Origin of the sequence: Streptomyces tendae (assembly GCF_014650435.1) — a bacterium.
Lineage (GTDB): Bacteria > Actinomycetota > Actinomycetes > Streptomycetales > Streptomycetaceae > Streptomyces > Streptomyces tendae.
In genome coordinates this window covers 173,878-195,638 of sequence record NZ_BMUY01000009.1, presented here as the reverse complement: position 1 = coordinate 195,638, position 21,761 = coordinate 173,878, and the positions used below count along the sequence as shown (strand labels likewise).

The 21,761-nt window shown below is 72.5% G+C and carries 20 protein-coding genes; 6 read left to right on the top strand and 14 right to left on the bottom strand.

Annotation, left to right across the window (positions count from 1 at the left end):
• Positions 1-32: 32 nt before the first annotated feature.
• Genes IE258_RS24125 through glnA4 form a run of 3 tightly spaced genes read right to left on the bottom strand, consistent with a single transcriptional unit; the run spans position 33 to position 3,629 of the window.
• Positions 33-815, bottom strand: a complete 783-nt coding sequence (locus tag IE258_RS24125; RefSeq protein WP_189746694.1) for a 3-oxoacyl-ACP reductase — start codon at positions 813-815, stop codon at positions 33-35.
• Positions 812-2,209, bottom strand: coding sequence for an aldehyde dehydrogenase family protein (locus tag IE258_RS24120; RefSeq protein WP_189747008.1), 1,398 nt, complete (start codon positions 2,207-2,209; stop codon positions 812-814). Before IE258_RS24120 ends, IE258_RS24125 begins: the two co-directional genes overlap by 4 nt.
• Before the next feature lie 55 nt (positions 2,210-2,264).
• The gene (glnA4, locus tag IE258_RS24115) at positions 2,265-3,629 is read right to left on the bottom strand and encodes a gamma-glutamylethanolamide synthetase GlnA4 (protein ID WP_189746692.1); all 1,365 of its coding nucleotides are present in this window, start codon (positions 3,627-3,629) and stop codon (positions 2,265-2,267) included.
• A gap of 74 nt (positions 3,630-3,703) precedes the next feature.
• Between glnA4 and IE258_RS24110 the strand changes: the two genes are divergently transcribed.
• Together IE258_RS24110 and IE258_RS24105 are read left to right on the top strand one after the other, a co-directional pair.
• Positions 3,704-4,447: a FadR/GntR family transcriptional regulator gene (locus IE258_RS24110; protein ID WP_189746690.1), complete on the top strand. Its 744-nt coding sequence runs from the start codon at positions 3,704-3,706 to the stop codon at positions 4,445-4,447.
• A gap of 63 nt (positions 4,448-4,510) precedes the next feature.
• Positions 4,511-5,203, top strand: coding sequence for a gamma-glutamyl-gamma-aminobutyrate hydrolase family protein (locus IE258_RS24105; RefSeq protein ID WP_189746688.1), 693 nt, complete (start codon positions 4,511-4,513; stop codon positions 5,201-5,203).
• Positions 5,204-5,411: 208 nt separating this feature from the next.
• On the opposite strand, the gene IE258_RS24100 is transcribed toward IE258_RS24105, so the two are convergent.
• Positions 5,412-6,386 carry a LysR family transcriptional regulator gene (locus tag IE258_RS24100; protein ID WP_189746686.1) on the bottom strand — a complete coding sequence of 325 codons (975 nt, stop codon included), beginning with the start codon at positions 6,384-6,386 and terminating at the stop codon, positions 5,412-5,414.
• A gap of 70 nt (positions 6,387-6,456) precedes the next feature.
• Between IE258_RS24100 and IE258_RS24095 the strand changes: the two genes are divergently transcribed.
• Positions 6,457-7,629, top strand: coding sequence for a TDT family transporter (locus IE258_RS24095; protein WP_189746685.1), 1,173 nt, complete (start codon positions 6,457-6,459; stop codon positions 7,627-7,629).
• Here the strand turns inward: IE258_RS24095 and IE258_RS24090 are convergent.
• The 4 genes from IE258_RS24090 to IE258_RS24075 all read right to left on the bottom strand — a co-directional run bounded on the left by IE258_RS24090 (position 7,556) and on the right by IE258_RS24075 (position 12,996).
• Positions 7,556-8,275, bottom strand: coding sequence for a helical backbone metal receptor (locus IE258_RS24090; RefSeq protein ID WP_189746684.1), 720 nt, complete (start codon positions 8,273-8,275; stop codon positions 7,556-7,558). The two genes, IE258_RS24095 and IE258_RS24090, sit on opposite strands and share 74 nt — an antisense overlap.
• Before the next feature lie 10 nt (positions 8,276-8,285).
• Entirely contained in the window at positions 8,286-8,855 is a 570-nt protein-coding gene (locus IE258_RS24085) for a helix-turn-helix domain-containing protein (RefSeq protein WP_030190837.1), read from the bottom strand.
• Between the two features lie 438 nt (positions 8,856-9,293).
• Positions 9,294-11,909 carry an ABC transporter permease/substrate binding protein gene (locus IE258_RS24080; protein WP_189746670.1) on the bottom strand — a complete coding sequence of 872 codons (2,616 nt, stop codon included), beginning with the start codon at positions 11,907-11,909 and terminating at the stop codon, positions 9,294-9,296.
• Positions 11,902-12,996, bottom strand: a complete 1,095-nt coding sequence (locus tag IE258_RS24075) for a quaternary amine ABC transporter ATP-binding protein (protein ID WP_189746668.1) — start codon at positions 12,994-12,996, stop codon at positions 11,902-11,904. Before IE258_RS24075 ends, IE258_RS24080 begins: the two co-directional genes overlap by 8 nt.
• 194 nt (positions 12,997-13,190) lie before the next feature.
• Here IE258_RS24075 and IE258_RS24070 point away from each other — a divergent pair, with 194 nt between their 5' ends.
• Both IE258_RS24070 and IE258_RS24065 read left to right on the top strand, forming a co-directional pair.
• Positions 13,191-14,096, top strand: coding sequence for a 5'-3' exonuclease (locus IE258_RS24070; protein ID WP_189747006.1), 906 nt, complete (start codon positions 13,191-13,193; stop codon positions 14,094-14,096).
• 101 nt (positions 14,097-14,197) lie between these two features.
• A complete protein-coding gene (locus IE258_RS24065; protein WP_189746666.1) occupies positions 14,198-15,040 on the top strand; it encodes a siderophore-interacting protein in 843 nt (280 codons plus the stop codon).
• Positions 15,041-15,105: 65 nt separating this feature from the next.
• Here the strand turns inward: IE258_RS24065 and IE258_RS24060 are convergent, their stop codons facing one another.
• Positions 15,106-15,687 carry a GNAT family N-acetyltransferase gene (locus IE258_RS24060; protein WP_189746663.1) on the bottom strand — a complete coding sequence of 194 codons (582 nt, stop codon included), beginning with the start codon at positions 15,685-15,687 and terminating at the stop codon, positions 15,106-15,108.
• Positions 15,688-15,794: 107 nt separating this feature from the next.
• Between IE258_RS24060 and IE258_RS24055 the strand changes: the two genes are divergently transcribed.
• A complete protein-coding gene (locus IE258_RS24055) occupies positions 15,795-16,745 on the top strand; it encodes an RluA family pseudouridine synthase (RefSeq protein WP_189746661.1) in 951 nt (316 codons plus the stop codon).
• A 34-nt stretch (positions 16,746-16,779) separates the two neighbouring features.
• Here IE258_RS24055 and IE258_RS24050 read toward each other — a convergent pair whose 3' ends face one another.
• The 5 genes from IE258_RS24050 to IE258_RS24030 all read right to left on the bottom strand — a co-directional run bounded on the left by IE258_RS24050 (position 16,780) and on the right by IE258_RS24030 (position 21,382).
• Complete coding sequence (locus IE258_RS24050) at positions 16,780-18,276, bottom strand: cytochrome P450 (protein ID WP_189746659.1); 1,497 nt, start codon at positions 18,274-18,276, stop codon at positions 16,780-16,782.
• A gap of 62 nt (positions 18,277-18,338) precedes the next feature.
• Positions 18,339-18,959, bottom strand: coding sequence for a GTP-binding protein (locus IE258_RS24045; protein WP_189746657.1), 621 nt, complete (start codon positions 18,957-18,959; stop codon positions 18,339-18,341).
• On the bottom strand, positions 18,940-19,356 hold the full coding sequence (locus tag IE258_RS24040; protein WP_109033671.1) for a DUF742 domain-containing protein: 417 nt from the start codon (positions 19,354-19,356) through the stop codon (positions 18,940-18,942). The genes IE258_RS24045 and IE258_RS24040 overlap by 20 nt, the downstream gene beginning before the upstream one ends.
• A complete protein-coding gene (locus tag IE258_RS24035; RefSeq protein WP_167308645.1) occupies positions 19,353-19,730 on the bottom strand; it encodes a roadblock/LC7 domain-containing protein in 378 nt (125 codons plus the stop codon). The genes IE258_RS24040 and IE258_RS24035 overlap by 4 nt, the downstream gene beginning before the upstream one ends.
• A 26-nt stretch (positions 19,731-19,756) precedes the next feature.
• Positions 19,757-21,382: a sensor histidine kinase gene (locus IE258_RS24030; protein ID WP_189746655.1), complete on the bottom strand. Its 1,626-nt coding sequence runs from the start codon at positions 21,380-21,382 to the stop codon at positions 19,757-19,759.
• Positions 21,383-21,761: the final 379 nt, after the last annotated feature.

Here is a 21,761-nt window from a genome sequence, read left to right as displayed (position 1 = left end):
TCCCGGCACTGTAGGACGCCGTGCGCGGGGATCTACAGCGGTGTGACGTACGCCCCGGAGATCCCGCCGTCGACCAGGAAGTCGGTGGCGTTGACGAAGGAGGAGTCGTCGCTGGCCAGGAAGGCGACCGCGGCGGCGATCTCCTCGGCCTCGGCGAACCGGCCCACCGGGATGTGCACGAGGCGGCGCGCGGCCCGCTCCGGGTCCTTGGCGAACAGCTCCTGCAGGAGCGGGGTGTTGACCGGTCCCGGGCACAGCGCGTTGACCCGGATGCCCTCCCGGGCGAACTGCACGCCCAGTTCCCGGGACATGGCGAGGACGCCACCCTTGGACGCGGTGTACGAGATCTGCGAGGTGGCCGCGCCCATCCGGGCCACGAAGGACGCGGTGTTGATGATGGACCCCCGGCCCTGGCGCCGCATGTAGGGGATGGCGGCCTTGCAGCACAGGTAGACGGAGGTGAGGTTGACCTCCTGGACCCGTTTCCACGCCTCCAGCCCCGTCTCCAGGATGGAGTCGTCGTCGGGCGGCGAGATACCGGCGTTGTTGAACGCGACGTCGACGCTGCCGTAGGTGTCGTACGCCGCCGCGAACAGCGCCTCGACCTGCTCGGGGTCGGTGACGTCGGCCTTGACGAAGATGCCGCCGGTGTCCTCGGCCGCGGCCTTGCCCCGGGTCTCGTCCACGTCGCCGCAGACGACGTGGGCGCCCTCGGAGGCCAGTCGTCGGACGGTGGCGAGGCCGATGCCGCTGCCCGCTCCGGTGACGACCGCGGTACGGCCGACGAGCCTGCGGCAGACGATGTCTTCGCTCACTGTGCGGGGCCCTCCGTGCTCGATGGGGTGCTGCTGATGAAGACGTTCTTGGTCTCGGTGAAGGCGGTCAGCGCGTCCGGGCCAAGCTCCCGGCCGAGGCCGGACTGCTTGAAGCCGCCGAACGGCGTCCAGTAGCGAACACTGGCGTGGGAGTTGACGGACAGGTTCCCGGCGCGCACCGCGCCCGACACCCGCAGGGCACGACCGACGTCCCGGGTCCACAGCGAACCGGACAGGCCGTAGGCGGTGGCGTTGGCCAGGCGGATCGCGTCGGCCTCGTCCTCGAAGGGCAGGACGACGGCGACGGGCCCGAAGACCTCCTCGACGGCCACGCGCGCGTGCGCGTCGACGCCGGTGAGGACGGTGGGCGGGAACCAGAAGCCGGGGCCGCCCTCGGGCGCCTTGCCGCGGATGCCTGCGGCGTCGGCGGGGACGTGGGAGCGGACGCGCTCCAGCTGGGCGCGGGAGATCAGCGGGCCCATCTCGGTGTTCTCGTCGGCCGGGTCGCCGACCCGGACGGCCTCGATCGCGGGGGCGAGGATTTCGAGGAAGCGGTCGTGCACGGACCGCTGGACGAGGATGCGGGTGCGGGCGCAGCAGTCCTGGCCGCTGTTGTCGAGGAAGGACATGGGGGTGGCGGCCGCGGCGGCCTCGATGTCGGCGTCGGCGAAGACGATGTTGGGGCTCTTGCCGCCGAGTTCGAGGGTGACGGGTTTGAGGAGGGCGGCGCCCTTGGCGGCCACCTGCCGGCCCACGGCCGTGGACCCGGTGAAGACGACCTTGGCGACGTCCGGGTGTTCGACCAGCGCGTCGCCCGCGACGGGCCCGTGTCCGGGCAGCACCTGGAACAGGCCCTCGGGAAGGCCCGCCGCCAGGGCGAGTTCGGCCAGGCGTAGCGCGGTGAGCGGGGTCGTCTCGGCGGGCTTGAGGAGGACCGCGTTGCCCGCCGCGAGCGCCGGCGCGGTGGCCCAGGCCGCGATCGGCATCGGGAAGTTCCACGGGGCGATGACGCCGACGACACCGAGAGGTTCCAGGAGCGTGACGTCCAGGCCGCCGGCGACGGGGATCTGGCGTCCGGTGAGCCGCTCCACTCCCCCGGCGGCGTAGTCGAGCAGGTCGCGGACGTTGCCGGCCTCCCAGCGGGCGTTGCCGAGGAGGTGTCCGGCCTGGCGGACCTCCAGGCGGGCCAGCTCCTCCAGGTGCTCGTCGACGGTGGTGGCGAAACGGCGCAGCAGCCGGGCCCGGTCGCCGGGGGCGAGGGCGGCCCAGGTCGTCTGGGCCCGTGCGGCGCGGCCGACGGCGGCGTCCACGTCGGCCGCGGAGGCGGCGGGGACGGTGGCGACCACCTCTTCGGTGGCGGGGTTGAGTACGGCCAGTTCGTGCGACTCGTACAACTCGTGGGACTGGTACGTCTCGTGGGACTCGTGGGACTCGTGGGACAAGTGGGCCTCACATGCGTTCGAAGGAGCGGCGCAGTTCCCAGTCGGTGACGGCGGCGTCGTAGGCGTCCAGTTCGACGCGCGCCATGTTGCGGTAGTGGGCGACGACCTCGTCCCCGAAGGCGGCCTTGGCGAGGGTGCTGTTCTCCCACAGCTCGGCGGCCTCGCGCAGCGTGGTGGGGACGTGTTCGAAGTCGGCGGCGTAGGCGTTGCCGGGGCAGGGTTCGGGCAGCTCCAGGCGTTGCTCGACGCCGTGCAGTCCGGCCGCGACCAGGCCGGCCACCGCGAGGTAGGGGTTGACGTCGCCGCCGGGGAGGCGGTTCTCGAAGCGGAGCGAGCGGCCGTGGCCGACGACGCGCAGGGCGCAGGTGCGGTTGTCGTGGCCCCAGGCGACGGCGGTGGGGGCGAAGGAGCCGGGCTGGAAGCGCTTGTAGGAGTTGATGTGCGGGGCGTAGAGGAGGGAGAACTCGCGCAGCGCCACCAGCTGTCCGGCGAGGAAGTGCCGCATGACCTTCGACATGCCGCCCTTGTGGCCGCCGGCCATGACGCTACGGCCGTCGGCGTCGGCGAGCGAGAGGTGGATGTGGCAGGAGTTGCCCTCCCGTTCGTTGTACTTGGCCATGAAGGTGAGGGACATGCCCTCCTGGGCGGCGATCTCCTTGGCGCCGGTCTTGTACACCGCGTGCTGGTCGCAGGTGACCAGGGCCTCGTCGTAGCGGAAGGCGATCTCGTGCTGGCCCGGGTTGCACTCGCCCTTGGCGGACTCGACGGTGAGTCCCGCGCCGGCCATCTCGTTGCGGATGCGGCGCAGCAGGGGTTCGACGCGGCCGGTGCCGAGGACGGAGTAGTCGACGTTGTACTGGTTGGCCGGGGTCAGGCCGCGGTAGTTCGCGTCCCAGGCATGTTCGTAGGTGTCGCGGAAGACGATGAACTCCAGCTCGGTGCCGACCTGCGCGGTGTACCCGTGCCCCGCGAGCCGCTCCAGCTGGCGGCGCAGGATCTGGCGGGGCGCGGCGAGCACCGGGGAGCCGTCCTCCCAGGCGAGGTCGGCGACGACCATCGCGGTGCCCTCGTTCCAGGGCAGCCGGCGCAGGGTGGCCGGGTCGGGGCGCATGGCGAAGTCGCCGTAGCCGCGGTCCCAGGAGGACATGGCGTAGCCGTCGACGGTGTTCATGTCGGCGTCGACGGCGAGGAGGTAGTTGCAGCCCTCGGTGCCGTGGTCCAGGACCTCGTCCAGGAAGAAGCGCGCGGCGAACCGCTTGCCCTGGAGGCGGCCCTGCATGTCGGGGAAGGCCAGGACGACGGTGTCGACGTCACCGGCGGCGACGAGGGCGTGCAGTTCCTCGACCCGGAGCGGGGGTGTGCGGTCTGCCACGGGGAGAGCCTCCTTCTGGCCGGGAGCCATAAGGTATTGCCGGGAACCTTTGGTTGGGAAGGGGGCGCGGCCGCGTGCGGGAGGAATCCGGCGGGAGGGCCGGGAGCGTTGCGGACCGGCTGGCGCCGGTGCTGCGACCGGTGCGGGCCGGGAACGGCTTCGAGGAGGCGCTGGAGCAGATCCTCCAGGTCGTCCGGCTGGGCCTGGTGGCCGGCGGCGAGCGGCTGCCGGCCGAGCGGGAGCTGGCGCAGCGGCTGGGAATCAGCCGGGTGACGCTGCGCGAGGTGCTGCGGGTGCTCCAGGACCAGGGGCTGGTGGAGGCTCGGCGGGGGCGCTACGGCGGAACGTTCGTGCTGCCCCGGGCGGACGCGGCCGGCGAGGACGAGCTGCGGCGCCGGGTGGCCGGGGTCGACATCGAGGACGTGCTGCGCTTCCGGGAAGTGCTGGAGGTGGGCGCGGCCGGGCTGTGCGCGGCGCACGGGCTGACGGAGGCGCGGGCGGCGCGGCTCGGCGCGGCGCTGGCCGCCACGCGGGAGGCCCCGCTGGCGCAGTACCGGCGGCTGGACACGATGCTGCACCTCACGCTGGCGGAGCTGTGCGGCTCGCCGGCGCTGGCGGCGCAGTACGCGGCGGTCCGCGCCACCCTCAACGACCTGCTGGACTGCATCCCGCTGCTGGTGCGCAACCTGGAGCACTCCCAGCGCCAGCACGCCGCGCTGGTGGAGGCGGTGCTCGACGGAGACGCGGACGGGGCGCGGGAGATCGCCCGGGAGCACTGCGCGGGGACGGCGGCGCTGCTGCGCGGGTTCCTGACGTGAACGCCTTGCCGTGAACGCATCCTGAGGCAAAGGTATGGGAACGGATCATTGCCTGGAGGACGGATGGCCGAGCGGCCGCTGATCGGTGTCAGTACGTACCTGGAGCCCGGCGCGCGCTGGGGCGTGTGGGAGCTGGAGGCGGCCCTGTTGCCGGCCGGGTATCCGCGGCTGGTGCAACGGGCGGGCGGCCTGGCCGTGATGCTCCCGCCGGACGCGCCGGGGCACGCCGTCGCGACCGTCGCCCGCCTCGACGGGCTGGTGATCGCGGGTGGCCCGGACGTGGAGCCGGTCCGCTACGGCGCCGAGCCCGATCCGCGCACCGGTCCGCCGGCCCGGGCCCGGGACACCTGGGAGCTGGCGCTGATCGAGGCGGCGCTGGCCGCGGGCGTCCCACTGCTGGGCGTCTGCCGGGGCATGCAGCTGCTCAACGTCGCCCTGGGCGGCACCCTCGTCCAGCACATCGAGGGGCACGCCGAGGTGGTGGGCGTGTTCGGCGGCCACCCGGTCCGGCCGGTGCCGGGGACGCTGTACGCCGCGGCCGTGCCGGAGGAGGCGTTCGTGCCGACGTACCACCACCAGGCGGTGGACCGGCTCGGCACCGGCCTGGTCGCGTCGGCGCACGCGGCGGACGGCACCGTGGAGGCCGTGGAGCTGCCCTCCGCCCCCGGCTGGGTCCTGGGCGTGCAGTGGCACCCGGAGATGGGCGAGGACGTACGGGTGATGGGCGCCCTGGTGGCGGCGGCGCGGGCGGGCTGAGTGGCTCCGCCGGGGTACCCGCCTCGGACCACCGACGGGAACGGCGCGGGCCCGACCCCGAAGGGCACGGTACGAGCAGGCCGACCGGGCCGGCGAGGCGCGGTGCGGGGTGAAGCGGGGCGGGGCGGGGCGAGGGCGCGGGGCGGGGCGGGCGGGCTCCGACGGCCTCGTCGGTGCGACCGGCGCGGAGGCGGACCCGGTCGGGCGCCTACGCCCGGGTCAGGGAGAGCAGTTGGCGGGCGGGTCCGGTGGGGCGGTGGCCGGTGGGCCACACCGCTCGCAGGTCGCGGGCGAGGACGACGTCCGCCACGGGGACGCTCACCAGGCGCCGGGTGGTCAGCTCCTCGCCGACGGCGAGTTCGCTGAGGACGGAGGGACCGGCGCCGCCCACCGCGGCGGCCTTCACCGCCGTGGTCGAGGACAGTTCGATCAGGGGGCGGGCCAGGCCGCCCAGCGCCGCGTCCAGGACCTGCCGGGTGCCCGAGCCCTTCTCCCGCAGGATCAGCGGGGTGGCAGCCAGCTCCGCCGCCTTCAGCGGGCGCCTGCGACGGGCCCAGGGGTGACCCGGAGCGGTCACGACGATGAGCCGGTCGTGGCCGATGACCGCGGAGTCGAGGCCGGTGGGCACGCTCACCCCCTCCACGAAGCCGAGGTCGGCCTCGTCGGCCAGCAGGCGCTCCGCCACCGCCGTCGAGTTGCCCGCGAGCAGCGACACCGCCGTGTCCGGCAGCTGGGTGCGCAGCGCGACCAGCCAGCCCGGCAGCAGGTACTCGGCGATCGTCATGCTCGCCGCCACCCGCAGCCGCGAGTCCCGCCGGTCCCGCAGCGCCTGCGCGCCCGCGTCGAACGCCTCGGCGGCCTCCACGATCCGCCGCGCCCAGTCCGTGACCAGGGCGCCCGCGTCGGTGAGCCGGGAGCCGCGCGGCGAGCGGTCCACCAGGGCGACGCCCAGCTGCCGTTCCATCGAGCGGATGCGGCTGCTGGCGGCCGGCTGGGTGATGCCCAGCTCGCGGGCCGCCCCGCCCAGGCTGCCCAGGCGCGCCACCGCCAGCAGCAGCTCCATCGCACCGAGGTCCGGTACCCGGTGCGCCAGCGAGCCCGCCGCGTGCCGTGTCCGGGTGTCGTGCCCGCCGTCCCCGGCGCCCGTGCCGCCGCCCGTATCGCTGCCCGTGCCCCTGCTCATAACCCCAGCTTATGCCCTCATAGGGACATGGTCCCTGGTCAGGGGCTTCGCCCGCCGGGACGGTGGATCCATGGTCACCGCAGCCCAGCACCGCTCTCCCGCCCCCTCCCCCGCCGTCGGCCCGGCCGTCCAGCGGGTCCCGGCCGTCCGTCATCTCGGGCCCAACTGGTACGCCTGCGTCATGGGCACCGCCATCGTCGGCACGGCCGGGGCCGCGCTCCCCGGGCACCTGCCGGGCCTGCGTGCCGTCTGCACCGCGGTGTGGGCACTGTCCCTCCTCCTGCTGGGGGTGCTGCTGACCGCCCGTTCCCTGCACTGGCTCCACCACCGCGACCAGGCCCGCGCCCACCTCCTCGACCCGGCCGCGGCACCGTTCTACGGCTGTCTGTCGATGGCCCTGCTGGCCGTCGGCGGCGGCGCCCTGACCCTGGGCCGGGACTGGATCGGCACCTCGGCCGCGGTCGCCCTGGACACCGTGCTGTTCACCGCCGGTACGGTGATCGGGCTCGCGGCGGCGGTCGCCGTGCCGTACCTGATGGCCGTACGCCACCGGATCGAGCCGGGCTCGGCCAGTCCGGTCTGGCTGCTGCCGCTCGTCGCACCGATGGTGTCCGCGGCCGTCGGCCCCCTGCTCGTCCCGCACCTCCCGCCGGGGCAGCCCCGCGAGACGCTGCTGCTCGCCTGTGTCGCGATGTTCGGCGTGAGCCTGTTCGCGACCCTCGTGACACTGCCGGTGATCTTCGGGCGGCTGCTCACCGGCGGACCGCTGCCGCTCGCGCTCACCCCGTCGCTGTTCCTCGTCCTCGGCCCGCTCGGGCAGTCGACGACCGCCGTGGGGAAGTTCGCGGACGTGGCGCCCGGGGTGCTGCCCGGGCCGTACGCCGAGGGCTTCTCGGTCTTCGCCGTGCTGTACGGAGTGCCGGTCACGGGCTTCGCGCTGATGTGGCTGGCCCTCGCCGCCGCGCACGTCGTACGGGCCCGCCGGGAGGGCATGCGCTTCTCGATGACCTGGTGGTCCTTCACCTTCCCGGTCGGTACCTGTGTCACCGGCGCCGAGGCGCTGGCCCGGGAGACGGGCCTGGTGGTCTACGACGGGCTCACCGTCGGCCTGTACGCCCTGCTCGTCGCGGCCTGGGCCGTCGCCGCCGTGCACACCGCACGGGGCCTGCTCAGCGGCGTGCTGCTCGCAGGGCCGCGGCCAGGACCCGGGGCGCCTCGGCCAGTGACGGCCCGTACCACGTGAGGTACCGGCCGTCGACGAGGGCGCAGGGCAGGCCGGGGAAGGCCTCCGGGCCGTCGTCTGCGGTGAAGCGGTACGGCTCGTCGGGCAGGACCACGACGTCCGGGCGGGCCGCCCGCAGTTCGTCCACCGGCACCTTCGGGTAGCGCTCGGCGTGGGCGGCGTACAGGTGGTCGACGCCGAGGCGGGCCAGGACGTCGCCCGCGAAGGTGTCGCGGCCCAGCACCATCCAGGGCCTGCGCCAGATCGGCACGACGGCCGTGGCCCGCAGCTCGGGGGCGGGCGGGTCCGCCCAGGCGGCCGCCGCCTCGTCCAGCCAGCGGGGCCGGGCGGACGCCCCGCAGGCGGCCAGTACCCGCGCCAGCTCCGTGATGGCCTGCGGGACGGTGCGCACCTCGGTGACCAGCACCTCGACGCCCGCCGCCCGCAGGACGTCGAGGTCGGGGGCCCGGTTCTCCTCCTCGTTGGCGACGACGAGGTCGGGGGCGAGGGAGAGGATCCGGTCGGTCTTCGGGTTCTTGGTGCCGCCGACGCGCACGACGTCCAGGCCGGCCGGGTGGGTGCACCAGTCGGTCGCGCCGATCAGCGCCCCGGGGACCGTGCGGGCCACCGCCTCGGTCAGCGAGGGCACCAGGGAGACGACCCTCACCCGCGCGCCCTCACCTGCGCGGCCCTTCCCGGACCGCCTCGATGTGCTCGGCGACGGCGACGACGATCAGCCGGGTGTCCGGCACCGTGGCCCGCCAGCGGTGCCGGACACCGCCGGTGAGGTACAGCGTGTCGCCGCGTCCGAGCCGGTAGGCGCGGCCCTCGGCCTCGATCTCCACGGCGCCCTCGGCGACGAACATCAACTGGTCGTTGCGGTACTGCAGTTCCCGGCCGGCGTCGTGGTCGCCGGTGAACTCGGAGGCGTGCATCTGGTGGTGTCCGCGCACCAGGGAGCGCACCCTGGGCGCCAGCTCCGGGTCGGGGTCCTCGGCGCGGACCACGTCGACGCTGCAGGCGGGGTCGGCCGCGGCGAGCAGCTCCACGGCGGTGGTGCGCAGCGCGTCGGCCACCTTCTCCAGGGAGGTCTGGCTGGGCCGTGCCCGGTCGTTCTCGATCTGGCTCAGGAAGGGCACGGACAGGCCGCTGCGCTCGGACACCACGGCGAGGGTGAGTTCGAGGTCCCGGCGCCGCCGACGTACGGCCGCGCCCACCCGGAGGTGCTGATCTTTGTGGTCGCCCATCGCTCCGGCTCCCTCCTCCACCCGTCGTCGTCCCGTCACCGCGCCCCGTGCGGGGCGTCGTCCCCCTGATGAGTTCTCTGCACCCTACGCATGTTCGGCAAACCGTTTCATGCGGCCGTCACATCGATGTCACGGTGCGGTGGCCGCGACCTCACGTTTCTCGCCATCGACAGGCGGGTCCGCGCGCCCTACCGGTTCAAGGCGTGGACGGTCCCGCATGTTCCCGCCGGCTCGTCGCGCCCCGGTCGGGGGGATGCTCGGGGCCGGGATTTGACGCTCCGTGGTTGGCCGAATTCCTACCGTGTCCGGTCCGGGAACGACCCGAGGGGTGGGCCCGGCGGCGCGCCGTCAGGAGACGCCACCGGGCCCACCCCTCGGGGTGACCGTCACGCGGTGCTCCGCGGTACCGACTACCGCGGAGCACTGCGGCTCGCGCTGCTACGGGGTCATCCGGCCGACCATGTCCGGGTGCTCCTCCAGCCAGGCGGCGACGGCTTCCTCCTCCTTGCCCTGGCCGCGGTCCTTGATCTCGGCCTCCAGGCTGCCCAGCTCGTCCTCGCTCATCTTGAAGTTCTTGATCCACTTCGTGAGCTGCGGGTACTGCTCGGGGAACTTCTTGCTGGAGATGGTCCGGATCGTGTTGCCCTCACCGAAGGCCTTCTTCGGGTCCTTCAGCTTGGTCAGCTCGTAGTCGCTGTAGGCCCAGTGCGGCGACCACAGGGTGACCGCGACCGGCTCCTTCTTGGCGAGGGCGCGCTTGAGCTCGGCCAGCATGGCGGGCGTGGAGCCGTCGACGACCTCGTACTCGTCCTCGAGGCCGTAGCCCGGCAGGACCTCGTTCTTCAGCAGCTGCATCTCACCGGTGCCGGGCTCGATGCCGATGATCTTCCCGTCGAAGAGGTCGCTCTTGCCCTTGAGGTCGGCGAGGGACTTGACGTCCTTCACGTACGAGGGGACGGCGATCTCCAGGGAGGTCGGTTCGTACCAGGTGCCCAGGTCGACGAGGTTGTCCTTGTGCTTGTTCCAGTAGTTGCTCTGGGCGTAGGGAAGCCACGCGTCGAAGTTGAGGTCGATGCCGCCGGAGGCCAGGCCGGTGTAGACCGGGCCGACGTCCATCTGCTTCAGGTTCATCTTGTAGCCGCGGCGCTCGAGGACGTTCTTCCACAGGTAGGTGACGGCTACGTCCTCCTCCCAGGGGAACCAGGCCACGTCGAGCGGCTGCTTGGCCTCGGCGGGCGTGCCGCCGGAGCCGCCCTCGACCGGGGCGAGCTTGTCGACGACGCCCGGGTTGGCCTTGAGCCAGGTGCGGACGGCCTCCTGCTGCTGCCCCTTGCCGGCCTTGTTGATCTCGGCCTCGAGGCTGGTGAGCTGCTTCTCCGTCATGGAGAAGTCCTTCAGCCACTTGGACACGACCGGGTTGTCGTCCGAGAAGCCCTTGCGGGACAGCGAGTGCACGCCGTCGCCCTTGCCCCAGGCGCCCTTGGGGTCCTTCAGCTTCTTCAGCTTGTAGTCGTTGTACGCCCAGTGCGGGGACCACAGCGTGGTGACGATCGGTTCCTGCTTGCTGTAGGCCCGCTTCAGCTCGGCCAGCATCGCCGGCGTGGAGCTGTCGACGACCTTGTACTCCTTGTCGAGGCCGTACTCCTTGAGCACCTTGGTCTTGAGCAGGTTCATCTCACCGGCGCTGGGCTCGATGCCGGTGATCTCCCCGCCGAACAGGTCGGCCTTGCCCTTGAGGTCCTCGAGGGAGTTGATGTCCTTCATGTACGCCGGGACGGTCAGCTCCAGCGACGTCTCGTCGTACCAGGAGCCGAGGTCCTCGAGCTGCTTGCCGTACTTCTTCCAGTACTGCTCGTGGGTCGTCGGCAGCCAGGAGTCGGTCTGGAAGTCGATGTTGCCCTGGGCGAGCGCGGTGTAGAGCGGGCCGGCCTCGAACTGCTTGGCCTCGACCTCGAAGCCGCGCTGTTCGAGGATCTCCTTCCACAGGAACGTGGAGGCGACGCCCTCGTCCCAGGGGATGTAGCCGATGGAGACCTTCTTGCCGTTGCCGACGTTCTTGCCGCCGCCCGCCGTGTCGGCGTCGTCGGAGCCGCCGCCGAACATGCCCATGCCGCCGGCCACCAGCGCGAGGACCACGATGCCGATCACGGCGACCTGCGGCTGGGGGCGGTAGGACCAGATCTTCAGGCCCTTGGCGGCGCGTGCCTTGGCCGCGGCGCGGCGGCCCAGCGGGGAGACGTGCGTGCCCAGCGCGCTGGTCATGCGGTCCAGGTAGATCGCCAGGATCACGATGGCGACACCGGCCTCGGCGCCGAGGCCGACGTTGAGCTGGCCGATGGACTCCATGACGTCGCCGCCGAGGCCGCCGGTGCCGACCATGCCGGCGATCGCGGCCATGGACAGGCCGAGCATGATGACCTGGTTGACGCCCGCCATCACCGTCGGCAGCGCCAGCGGGAGCTGGACGCGCAGCAGGGTGTTGCGGGGGGTGGTGCCGAACGCCTCGGCCGCCTCGACCAGTTCCTTGTCGACCTGGCGGATGCCCAGCTCCGTCATGCGGACGCCGGGGGCGAGGGCGAAGATCAGGGTGGCCACGATGCCCGGGGCGGAGCCGGTCCCGAAGAACAGGATCGCCGGGATCAGGTAGATCATCGCGGGCAGCGTCTGCATGAAGTCCAGGACCGGCCGGACGAACGCGCTCACCCGGTCCGAGCGGGCCGCCCAGATGCCCACCGGCACCGAGACGACCAGCGCGATGATCGTGGCGACCAGCAGGAGCGCCAGGGTGACCATCGCGTTCTCCCACAGACCGAGGGAGTCGATGAAGGCGAACCCGACGAAGGACAGGACACCGGCGAAGGTGCCGCGCAGCCAGAAGGCGATCACGGCGAAGATGCCGGCGAGCAGCAGCGGCTCGGGGGCCTGGAGGACGGCGTTGATGCCGTCGTAGGCGCCGGTGAAGATGTCCTTGAGGAAGGTGAAGAGCCAGGAGACGTTGTCGAGCAGCCAGTCGACGCTGCTGTTGACCCAGTCGCCGAGGGGGATTCTAGGCACGGCTGATCACCTTCTTGCCGCCCTTGTCCCGCGGGCTGTCGCAGACACCGGGGACGACGTCCTCGTCGTCGCCGAGGAAGCCGATGAGCCGCTGGGCCGGGACGACGCCGACCAGTCGGCGCTCGCCGTCGACCACCGCCACCGCGTGGGGCACGCGGGCGCTGATCGCGCACAGCTCCGAGAACGGCGTGTCGGGCAGGGCCGTCTCGCAGTCGCAGTCGGCCTCGTCGCCGCGCACGTCGGTCTCCATGACGGCGGCGGCGGTCAGGACGCGGGAGCGGTCGACGTCCTTGGTGAAGGAGGCGACGTAGTCGTTGGCGGGACGGATCAGGATGTCCTGCGCGGTGCCTATCTGCACGATCCGGCCGTCGCGCATCACGGCGATGCGGTCGCCCAGGCGCATGGCCTCGTTGAGGTCGTGGGTGATGAAGACGATGGTCTTCTTCAGGGTCTTCTGCAGGTCGAGCAGCTGGTCCTGCATGTCGCGGCGGATCAGCGGGTCGAGGGCGCTGAAGGACTCGTCCATCAGCAGCAGGTCGGCGTCCGTGGCGAGCGCGCGGGCCAGCCCGACACGCTGCTGCATGCCGCCGGACAGCTCGTCGGGCCAGGACTTCTCCCAGCCGGCCAGGCCGCACAGGGCGAGCGCCTCGTCGGCGCGGCGTTCGCGCTCGGCGCGGGGCACGCCCTGCACTTCAAGACCGTAGGCAGCGTTGTCACGGACGCTGCGGTGCGGGAAGAGCGCGAAGTGCTGGAAGACCATGCTGATCTTCTTGGAACGGACCTCGCGCAGCTCCCGGTCGCTGAGCGCGGTGAGGTCCTGGCCCCCGAAGCGGACGTGCCCGGCGGTCGGCTCCGACAGACCGTTGAGCATGCGCAGCAGCGTGGACTTGCCTGATCCGGACAGTCCCATGACCACGAAGATCTCGCCGGGCTCGACGGTGAAGGACGCGTCGATGACGGCGGCGGTGGTGCCGTCGGCGCGCAGTTCCTCCCGTGCGTCTTCGCCCTGGCGCAGTCGTTCGACCGCCTGGTCCGGTTTCCTGCCGAAGACCTTGTACAGGTTCTCGGCCTCTAGTCTGGCTGACACGCTTACCTCTTGAGTCGGGGGCAGGGGCAGGGCCCAAAGCTCCCCTAACAGTTGAATGCATCAACCAGCTTCGGCCCGGCTGCGCGCCTGCCCCGATGCTTATGCGACAAACATTTAAGTGAGCCAGTTCACACGCCCTCCCCCGTCCGCGCACACCACCTGCGGCATGATTGCGAGGCGTGACCGGACGACTGATGCTTCTCGACACCGCCTCCCTCTACTTCCGCGCCTACTTCGGCGTGCCGGACTCGGTACGGGCGCCCGACGGCACGCCGGTGAACGCCGTGCGCGGACTGCTGGACTTCATCGACCGCCTGGTGAAGGACCACCGGCCCGACCACCTGGTGGCCTGCATGGACGCCGACTGGCGACCGCACTGGCGGGTGGAGCTGATCCCCTCCTACAAGGCGCACCGGGTGGCCGAGGAACGCCCGGCCGGCCCCGACGAGGAGGAGGTGCCCGACACGCTGTCCCCGCAGGTCCCGGTGATCGAGGCGGTCCTCGACGCGCTCGGCATCGCCCGCGTCGGCGTGGCGGGATACGAGGCGGACGACGTCATCGGCACCTACACCGCGCGGGCCACCGGCCCGGTCGACATCGTCACCGGTGACCGCGACCTCTACCAGCTCGTCGACGACGCCCGCGGCGTGCGCGTGCTCTACCCGGTCAAGGGCGTCGGCACGCTCAACCTGGTCGACGAGGCCGCGCTGCGCGAGAAGTACGGCGTCGACGGCGGCGGGTACGCCGATCTGGCCCTCCTGCGCGGCGACCCGAGCGACGGCCTGCCCGGGGTGCCCGGCATCGGCGAGAAGACCGCGGCGAAGCTGCTCGCCGAGTTCGGGGACCTGGCCGGGATCCAGGTCGCCGTCGACGACCCGAAGGCGAAGCTCACCCCCACGCAGCGCAAGCGGCTGACCGAGGCCGCGCCGTATCTCGCGGTCGCCCCGAAGGTCGTCCGGGTGGCGGACGACGTGCCGCTGCCGGACACCGGCACCGCGCTGCCGCACGGCCCGCGCGACGCCGGGGCGCTGGACGCGCTGGCGGCCCGCTGGGGGCTCGGCGGGTCGCTGCAGCGGCTGCTGACCACGCTCACCACCTGATCGGGGGCACTCGGCACCCGTTGCCCCGAGCCGCTCACAGGTCGGGGATGCTAGCTTAGGTATACCTAAGCCAGGGAACCGCAGGGAGCAGGGAGCCCGACATGGCAGACCGTCCGGCACGCAAGCCGCGCAAGCCGCACACCGCGCAGGTCGTCCGCACCGAGCGGCTGACCCCGCACATGCAGCGCGTGGTACTCGGCGGCGAGGGTCTCTCCGCGTTCGCGGCGGACACCTGTACCGACCACTATGTGAAGCTGCTCTTCCCCTCCGGGGGCGCGACCTACCCGGAGCCCTTCGACATGGAGCGCATCCGCGAGGAGTTCCCCCGCGAGCAGTGGCCGGTGACCCGGACGTACACCGTCCGCCACTGGGACGCCGAGCACCGCGAGATGACGCTGGACTTCGTCATCCACGGCGACGAGGGACTCGCCGGGCCCTGGGCCAAGCGGGTACGGCCGGGCGAGACGATCCATTTCATGGGCCCCGGCGGCGCCTACGCCCCCGACCCCGCCGCCGACTGGCACCTCCTCGCCGGTGACGAGAGCGCGCTGCCCGCGATCGCCCGCTCCCTGGAGGCGCTGCCCGACGGCGCCCGCGCGTTCGCCTTCGTCGAGGTCGACGGGGCCGCCGAGGAGCAGAAGATCGACTCCGACGTGGAGGTCGTCTGGCTGCACCGCGCCGGCCGTCCGGTCGGGCAGGCCCTGGTCGAGGCCGTGCGCGCACTGGAGTTCCCCGAGGGCCGGGTCCACGCGTTCGTCCACGGCGAGGCTGCCTGTGTGAAGGAGCTGCGCCGGTACCTGCGTCTGGAGCGCGAGATCGCCCGCGAGGACCTGTCGATCTCCGGCTACTGGCGGCTCGGCCACAACGAGGACGGCTGGCAGGCATCCAAGCGCGAGTGGAACGCCCGCATCGAGGCCGAACAGGAGGGCACGACGGCGGCGTAACGGCCCCGCCCGCCCACGAACACCCGCCCGCCGGGGCCCTGGCGGCCCCGTGGGTCACGCTTGCGTCAGTCGCCTCGTACGCGTGCGTGCAGGTGCATGTCGTGCCACCCGTCGGGGTGGAGCGCGGCCTTGCGCTTGGTGCCCTCCAGGGCGAAGCCGGTCTTCCCGGCGACCCGGCACGAGGCCTCGTTGGCCACGGCGTGCAGGAGTTCCAGGCGCTGGAAGCCGATCTCGTCCAGGGCCCACCGGGCGAGGGTCCGGGTGGCCCGCGCGGCGACGCCCCGGCCGCGGGCGCCCGGCGTCGTCCAGTAGGCGACCTCTGCCTCCCCGTCGCCGAGCACCCATTCGCGCAGCGCGACCCGGCCGAGCAGTCGGTCGTCCGCCGCGTCGGCGACCGCCCACTGGACGCCGCGCTCCTGCTCCCAGGCACGCTGCCACTCGCTGATCCAGCCCCGCACCTCCTCCTCGGAGTCGGCGGCGCGTGCGTGCCACTGGTGCATCACCGGGTCCTGGAAGGCCGCGTGCACGGCGGGCGCGTCCTCGGTGCGCCAGGGTCTCAGCACCAGCCCGTCGCCGGTGGGGAGCGTGGGCTGCGGGGTACGGGAGAGGGTGCCGGCGGCGAGGACCGGGCGGATGAGGCTGGGCATGGGCTGCATCCTGCCAAGGGTGCCGTGCGGCGGCCCAGCGGTTTTCCGGGGCGGCCCGGCCGACTCGGTCCACCGTCGCAGGTCACCGCCTCGTACGCTGGCAGGTGATGAGACGCCGTACCCCTCCCCCGCCCTCGCCCCTGCCGCAGCGCGACGGCATCGACGCGGTGCGGGTGCGGCTGCCCGCGGACGGGCCCTGGGCCACGGTGCGCGAACACCTCACGGAGCGACTGTCGGGCGCGGGCGCCGGGGTGGTCGACGGCATGTTCGACGCCGGGCTGTTCGTCGGGGTGGACGGGCGCCCGGTGGCGGGCGACGCGCCGTACGTGCCGGGCATGTTCGTGTGGTTCCACCGCGAGCTGCCCGCGGAGGTGCCGGTGCCCTTCCCGCTGGAGGTCGTGCACCGAGACGACCACATCGTCGTCGTGGACAAGCCGCACTTCCTGGCCACCACCCCGCGCGGCGGCCACGTCACGCAGACCGCGCTGGCACGGCTGCGCCGGGAGCTGGGTCTCCCGCGGCTCGGCGCCGCGCACCGGCTGGACCGGCTCACGGCGGGGCTGGTCCTGTTCACCGTGCGCCCCGAGGAACGCGGCGCCTACCAGGGCCTGTTCGCCGACCGGCGGGTGCGCAAGGAGTACGAGGCCGTCGCCCCGTACGACGCGGCGCTCGCCCTCCCCCGCACGGTCCGCAGCCGGATCCTCAAGGAGCGCGGGGTGCTCGCCGCCCGCGAGGTCGACGGCGAGCCCAACGCGGTGACCCGCGTCGAGCTGCTCGCGCACCGGCCGGACCACGGGCTCGGCCGGTACCGGCTGGTGCCCGCCACCGGCCAGACGCACCAGCTGCGCGTGCACATGAGCGCGCTCGGCGTGCCGATCCTCGGCGACCCCCTCTACCCCGAGGTGGCCGCCCCCGTGCCGGCCGGCGACTTCCGGCGCCCGCTGCAACTGCTGGCCCGGGAGCTGGCGTTCACCGATCCGGTCACGGGGCGCGAGCACCGTTTCCGCAGCGGCCGGTCCCTGGGCGCCTGGACGGCGTACGAGGACTGGGCGGCGTAAGCGGGGTGCGGGCGGAGCCGGCCCGGCCCGGCCGTCAGTAGCCGCGCCACCAGCGCAGGAGGCGCTGCCAGGCACCGCGGGGAGGCGCCTGGTCCGCTCCCGGCGCCTGCTGCGGCTCTGCGGCCGTCACCGACACGGGCTGCGGCGGCTGGGAGGGCCACGGCGGCTGTGTCCCCTGTTCCGGCTTCGGCAGGCCGACCTGCCAGGGTGCGTGCCGTTCCGGGGCCGGGGCGTGACTGGGCTGCTGCATGATGTCCTGCTGCGCCCTGGGCTCGAAGCGGACCGGCAGTTCCACCAGGTGCCGGGAGGCGATCGAGGACCGCCAGCGCAGGTCGTCCTCGTCGCAGTCGAGCTGGAGGTCGGGCAGCCGCATCAGCAGCGCGTCGATGCCGGCGTCGGCGATGGCCCGCCCGATGTCCTGACCGGGGCATTCGTGCGGGCCGCCGCCGAAGGCGAGGTGGGCGCGGTTGCCCATCATGCTCGCGTCCAGGTCGGGACGGATGCGCGGGTCGACGTTGCCCGGCGCGATGCCGAGCAGCAGGCCGTCGCCGGCCCGGATGCGCTGGCCGCCGAGTTCCGTCTCCTGCTTGGCGAAGTAGGCGAAGACGGTGCTGAACGGCGGCTCGTCCCACAGGGACTGCTCGACCGCCTGGGGCACCGTCATCTGACCGCCGCTGAGCTGGGCGCGGAAGCCGGGGTCGGTGAGCACCACGCGCATCACGTTGGCGATCAGGTTGACGGTCGCCTCGTAGGCGGCCAGCAGCACCACCCGCAGGTGTTCGCGAACCTCGTCGTCGGTGAGCCCGGCCGGGTGGGTGACGAGACGGCCGGCGATGTCGTCGGCCGGGTCGGCCCGGCGGGTGGCGGTGAGCCGGCCCAGTGCCTCCATGACGTAGGCGTGGCTGGCGATCGCCGTCTCGGTGCCCTTGAGGGTGTCGCGGGCCGCCTCCACCAGCCGGTCGTTGTACTCCTCGGGCATGCCGAGCAGATGGCACATCACGCCCATCGGCAGGTGCTCGGCGAACTGGCTGACCAGGTCGGCGCGGCCCTCCTCGCAGAACCGGTTGACGACGCGCTGGGTGTAGCGCTTGATGTGCCGGCGCAGCTCCCGGTAGTCGAGGTCGGACATGGCGCTGGTGACCGCGCCGCGCAGCCGCTTGTGTTCGTCGCCCTCGGCGTGCGAGCAGATGGGCTGCCAGGCGATGTGCGGCATCAGCGGGTGGTCGGGTTTGACCATGCCCTCGTTGAGCGGGGTCCAGATCCGGCTGTCGCGGCAGAACTGGGAGGGGGTGCTCACCATGTGCAGGTTCTCGGCGTGCCCGAGGACCACCCACATGGGTACGTCGTCGTGGAGCAGCGCGGGCGCCACCGGTCCGTGCTGGGCGCGCAGCTTCTCGTACAGCTCCTCCAGGTCGTCCGCCTCGTGCAGCCGGTGCAGTCCGCCCGGCCCGAGGCCGTGCGCGGGGCAGCCGGGCGGTGGTTCGAGCAGGGGTTCGCCCGTTCCGGTCGGGGAGTGGCTTTCAGGCGTCACAGTCTCGCTCCGCAAACAAAGGGGGTGGGTCTACGTCAAGGGGTGCCGGTGGGGCGCGCGCTTCAGGTGAGCGCGCCCTTCATGGCGAGGGAGTGCAGGAAGCGCATCAGGGTCATGAGGACGTCCCGGCTGGAGGCCCGGCGCCGCACGTCGCAGTCGAGGATGGGGATCTCCTCGGGCAGGTCGAGCGCGGTGCGCAGTTCCGCGACGGGGTAACGGGGCGCGTCGGGGAAGGTGTTGACGGCCACGACGAAGGGCACGCCGCGCTCCTCCAGGCGTCCCATGACGTCGAAGCTGACCTCCAGGCGGCGGGTGTCGACCAGGACGACCGCGCCGAGGGCGCCTTCGAACAGGCCGTTCCACAGGAACCAGAAGCGCTCCTGGCCGGGGGTGCCGAAGAGGTAGAGCACCAGTTCGTCGGTGATGCTGATCCGGCCGAAGTCCATGGCGACGGTGGTGGCCGTCTTGGAGGGGGACCCGTAGTTGTCGTCGACGCCGATGCCGGCCTGGGTCATCGTCTCCTCGGTGGTCAGCGGTCTGATCTCGCTGACCGAACCGACCATGGTGGTCTTGCCGACCCCGAAGCCGCCCACGATGACGATCTTCACGGCGGCCTCGGCCGTGTGCGGCAGCCGGTCCTCGGTCCGTGGGCCCGGGATCGTGTCAGAGTTTTTGAAGTCCATGCATCACCGCTTCGAGGAGGTTTCGGTCGGCGACCTTCTGGCGGACGATCGGGGCGCGGGCCTGCACCAGTTCCGACGCCAGCAGGTCGGTGAGCAGCACGGTCACCACACTGAACGGCAGGCTCAGGTAGGCCGACAGCTCGGCCACGGACAGGGGTGCGGCGCACAGCCGCAGCAGGGCCGCCTGTTCCGGTGTGGCGGACACCGGGGGGTCGGCGCGGGCCACGATCAGGGTGACGAGGTCGATGTCGGCGCGTTCGCCGCCTCCCTCACCGCCGATGACGAAGAGCCGCTCGGGGTTGCGGACCTCGCCCTCCTTGGCGGGCGCGCCGCCGGGGGCGGGCGCGGCGGGCCGGTCGGACCCGGGGGATCGCCTCTGGCGCTGGGGAGGAGTCATACGGTCTGCCCGTTGCGCCGTGCCGGACTGGTGAGGTGGGGGCCGATGCGCGCGACCAGGTCGGCCATGCTCAGGCCCATCCGGCCGGGTTCACAGCGGACGTCGGAGAGCACGGCGAGGTAGGCGTTGGGACCGGCGGCCATCAGGTAGAAGTAGCCGCCGTTCATCTCGATGAGCACCATCTTCATGTCGCCGTCGCTGGTGGGGATCTCCTGGCTGACGGCGCTCGCCAGGCTCTGCAGGCCCGCGCAGGCGGCGGCGACCCGGTCGGCGGCGTCCGGGTCCCCGGAGTAGCGGGCGATGCGCAGGCCGTCGGCGGAGAGCACCACGATCATCTCGATGCCCGGGACGCCGTCGTAGAGGTCCCGGAGCATCCAGTCGAACTTGCCTTGCTGCTCGATCACTTGAGGTTCCCCTCGTCGTCTGCCGGGGCGTGGGCCGGCTCGTTGCTGCTGGACTGCTGGTGGGCCTGGGCGCTGCCCGGGTGCTGCTTGAGCCCCTCCCAGAAGGCGCCGATGAAGTGGCCGGGCGGGAGGCCGCCCTGGTCCTTCTCCGGTGCGGGTTCCGGCTCCGCGGGCGCCGGGATGCCGTTGCGGGCGCGCTCGGCGGCCAGCCGGGCCTCGCGTTCGGCGTCCTCCCGCTCCCACGCGGCCTGCTCGGCCAGGCGCTGGCTGAGCGGCATCTTGACCCGGCTGCGGCGCTGCGGGAGCCCGCCCGCCGTCCACTCGGTCACCTCCGGAACGTCGTCCTCCATGGAGACCGTGGCGGGGATCCGGGGACTGGTGGGACGGCGCTTCTTGGGCTTGCGCTCCGGTCCGGGCAGGGCGTCGGGGCCGGGGGTGGGGATCGAGGTGGCGCCGATGCCGTGGGCGAGGCCGACGCCGGGCTCGGTGGTCATCATCTTGCTGGGCACGATGAGGATGGCGCGGACGCCGCCGTACGCGGAGGCCCGCAGCGAGACGTCCATGCCGAACTGGGTGCACAGCCGGCCGACCACGGACAGGCCGAGGCGCGGGTGGTGGGCGAGGTCCTGCACGTCGGTGCCGCGCTTGGCCTGCTCCAGCAGGCCCTCGATACGGGCGCGGGACTCCTCGCTGAGACTGACGCCGGCGTCCTCGATCTCGATGCACACCCCGCTCTGCACCTCGGTCGCGGTGACGTGCACCTTGGCCGCGGGCGGCGAGTAGCGGGTGGCGTTGTCGAGGAGTTCAGCGGCGGCGTGAATGACCGGTTCGACGGCGGTGCCCTTGATGTTGACCTTGGCGATGGAGGCCAGGTTGATCCGGCGGTACTCCAGGATCCGGGACATGGCGCCGCGCAGCACGCTGTACAGGGCGACCGGTTCGGGCCACTGGCGTCCGGGCCGGCCGCCGCCGATCACGGAGATGGAGTCGGCGAGGCGGCCGATCAGCGAGGTGCCGTGGTCGATGCGCAGGAGGTCGTCGAAGACCTCGGGGTTGCGCCCGTGGTCCTCCTCCATCTCGCGGAGTTCCTTCTGCTGCTGGTGGACGATCGCCTGGACCCGGCGGGCGATGTCGACGAAGGAGCGCTCGGCGGACTCGCGCATCGCGTCCTCGTGGTCGACGATCTCGCAGACCATCCGGATCAGCTTGCGCTGGGGCTCGCCGAGTTCGGTGTAGGCGGGGTCCACCTCGCCGAGGCGGCCCGTGATTTCGCGGGGCGTGACGCCCCTGCGCATGAAGTGCAGGACGTTGGGGATGACTTCGGCGCCGAGGCGGACCATTTCCTCGTGGTGGCCGGCGGCCCGGTGTTCCAGATACGCGGTGTGACGGGCGTGCTCGGCGCGCAGGGCCCGCAGGGCGCGGCCGCGCCGCACCGCTTCGGCGGCCGCGGCGATCACCAGCACGGTGGCGACGGCACCGCACAGGCCGACGGCGAGCCGGGCCGGTTCCGTCACGAGGGCGACGGCGGCCCCGGTGGCCGCGGCCATCAGTATGGCGGGCAGCAACAGTGTGCGCGCGTACGGAAGTTCGCGGCGACCTGGAGGGGAATCAACACTCACCATGTAGGCCCTCTGAAAACGAATCGGCTGGGATGGGGGATCTAGGGGGTGTCGTTTGGATCTTGCCGGGGGCGCGGGGCCTGGCACGCACATCTGCGGCGTTGTCGTCGGTTGCCAACGCTCCGCGTTGACGCCCTCCTCCGCCTTGCAGCTGCACGCACCAGGCCCCGCTCGAGTCGGCAACAAGGCACCGTTGCCTGGAGCCGACCTGATCCAAACGACACCCCCTAGCGGCGGGGTATGTCTGGGAGTTGTCGGGATCTTCGGCGCATTGGGAACAAGCGCGCGAATACACCTCAACTCGGTGCGCTGCGGGCGAGCTTAGTCCGGGGGGATCATCGCCGTGTCATATTCGGCAAGCACCTGAAACGGGTCCGGGGAC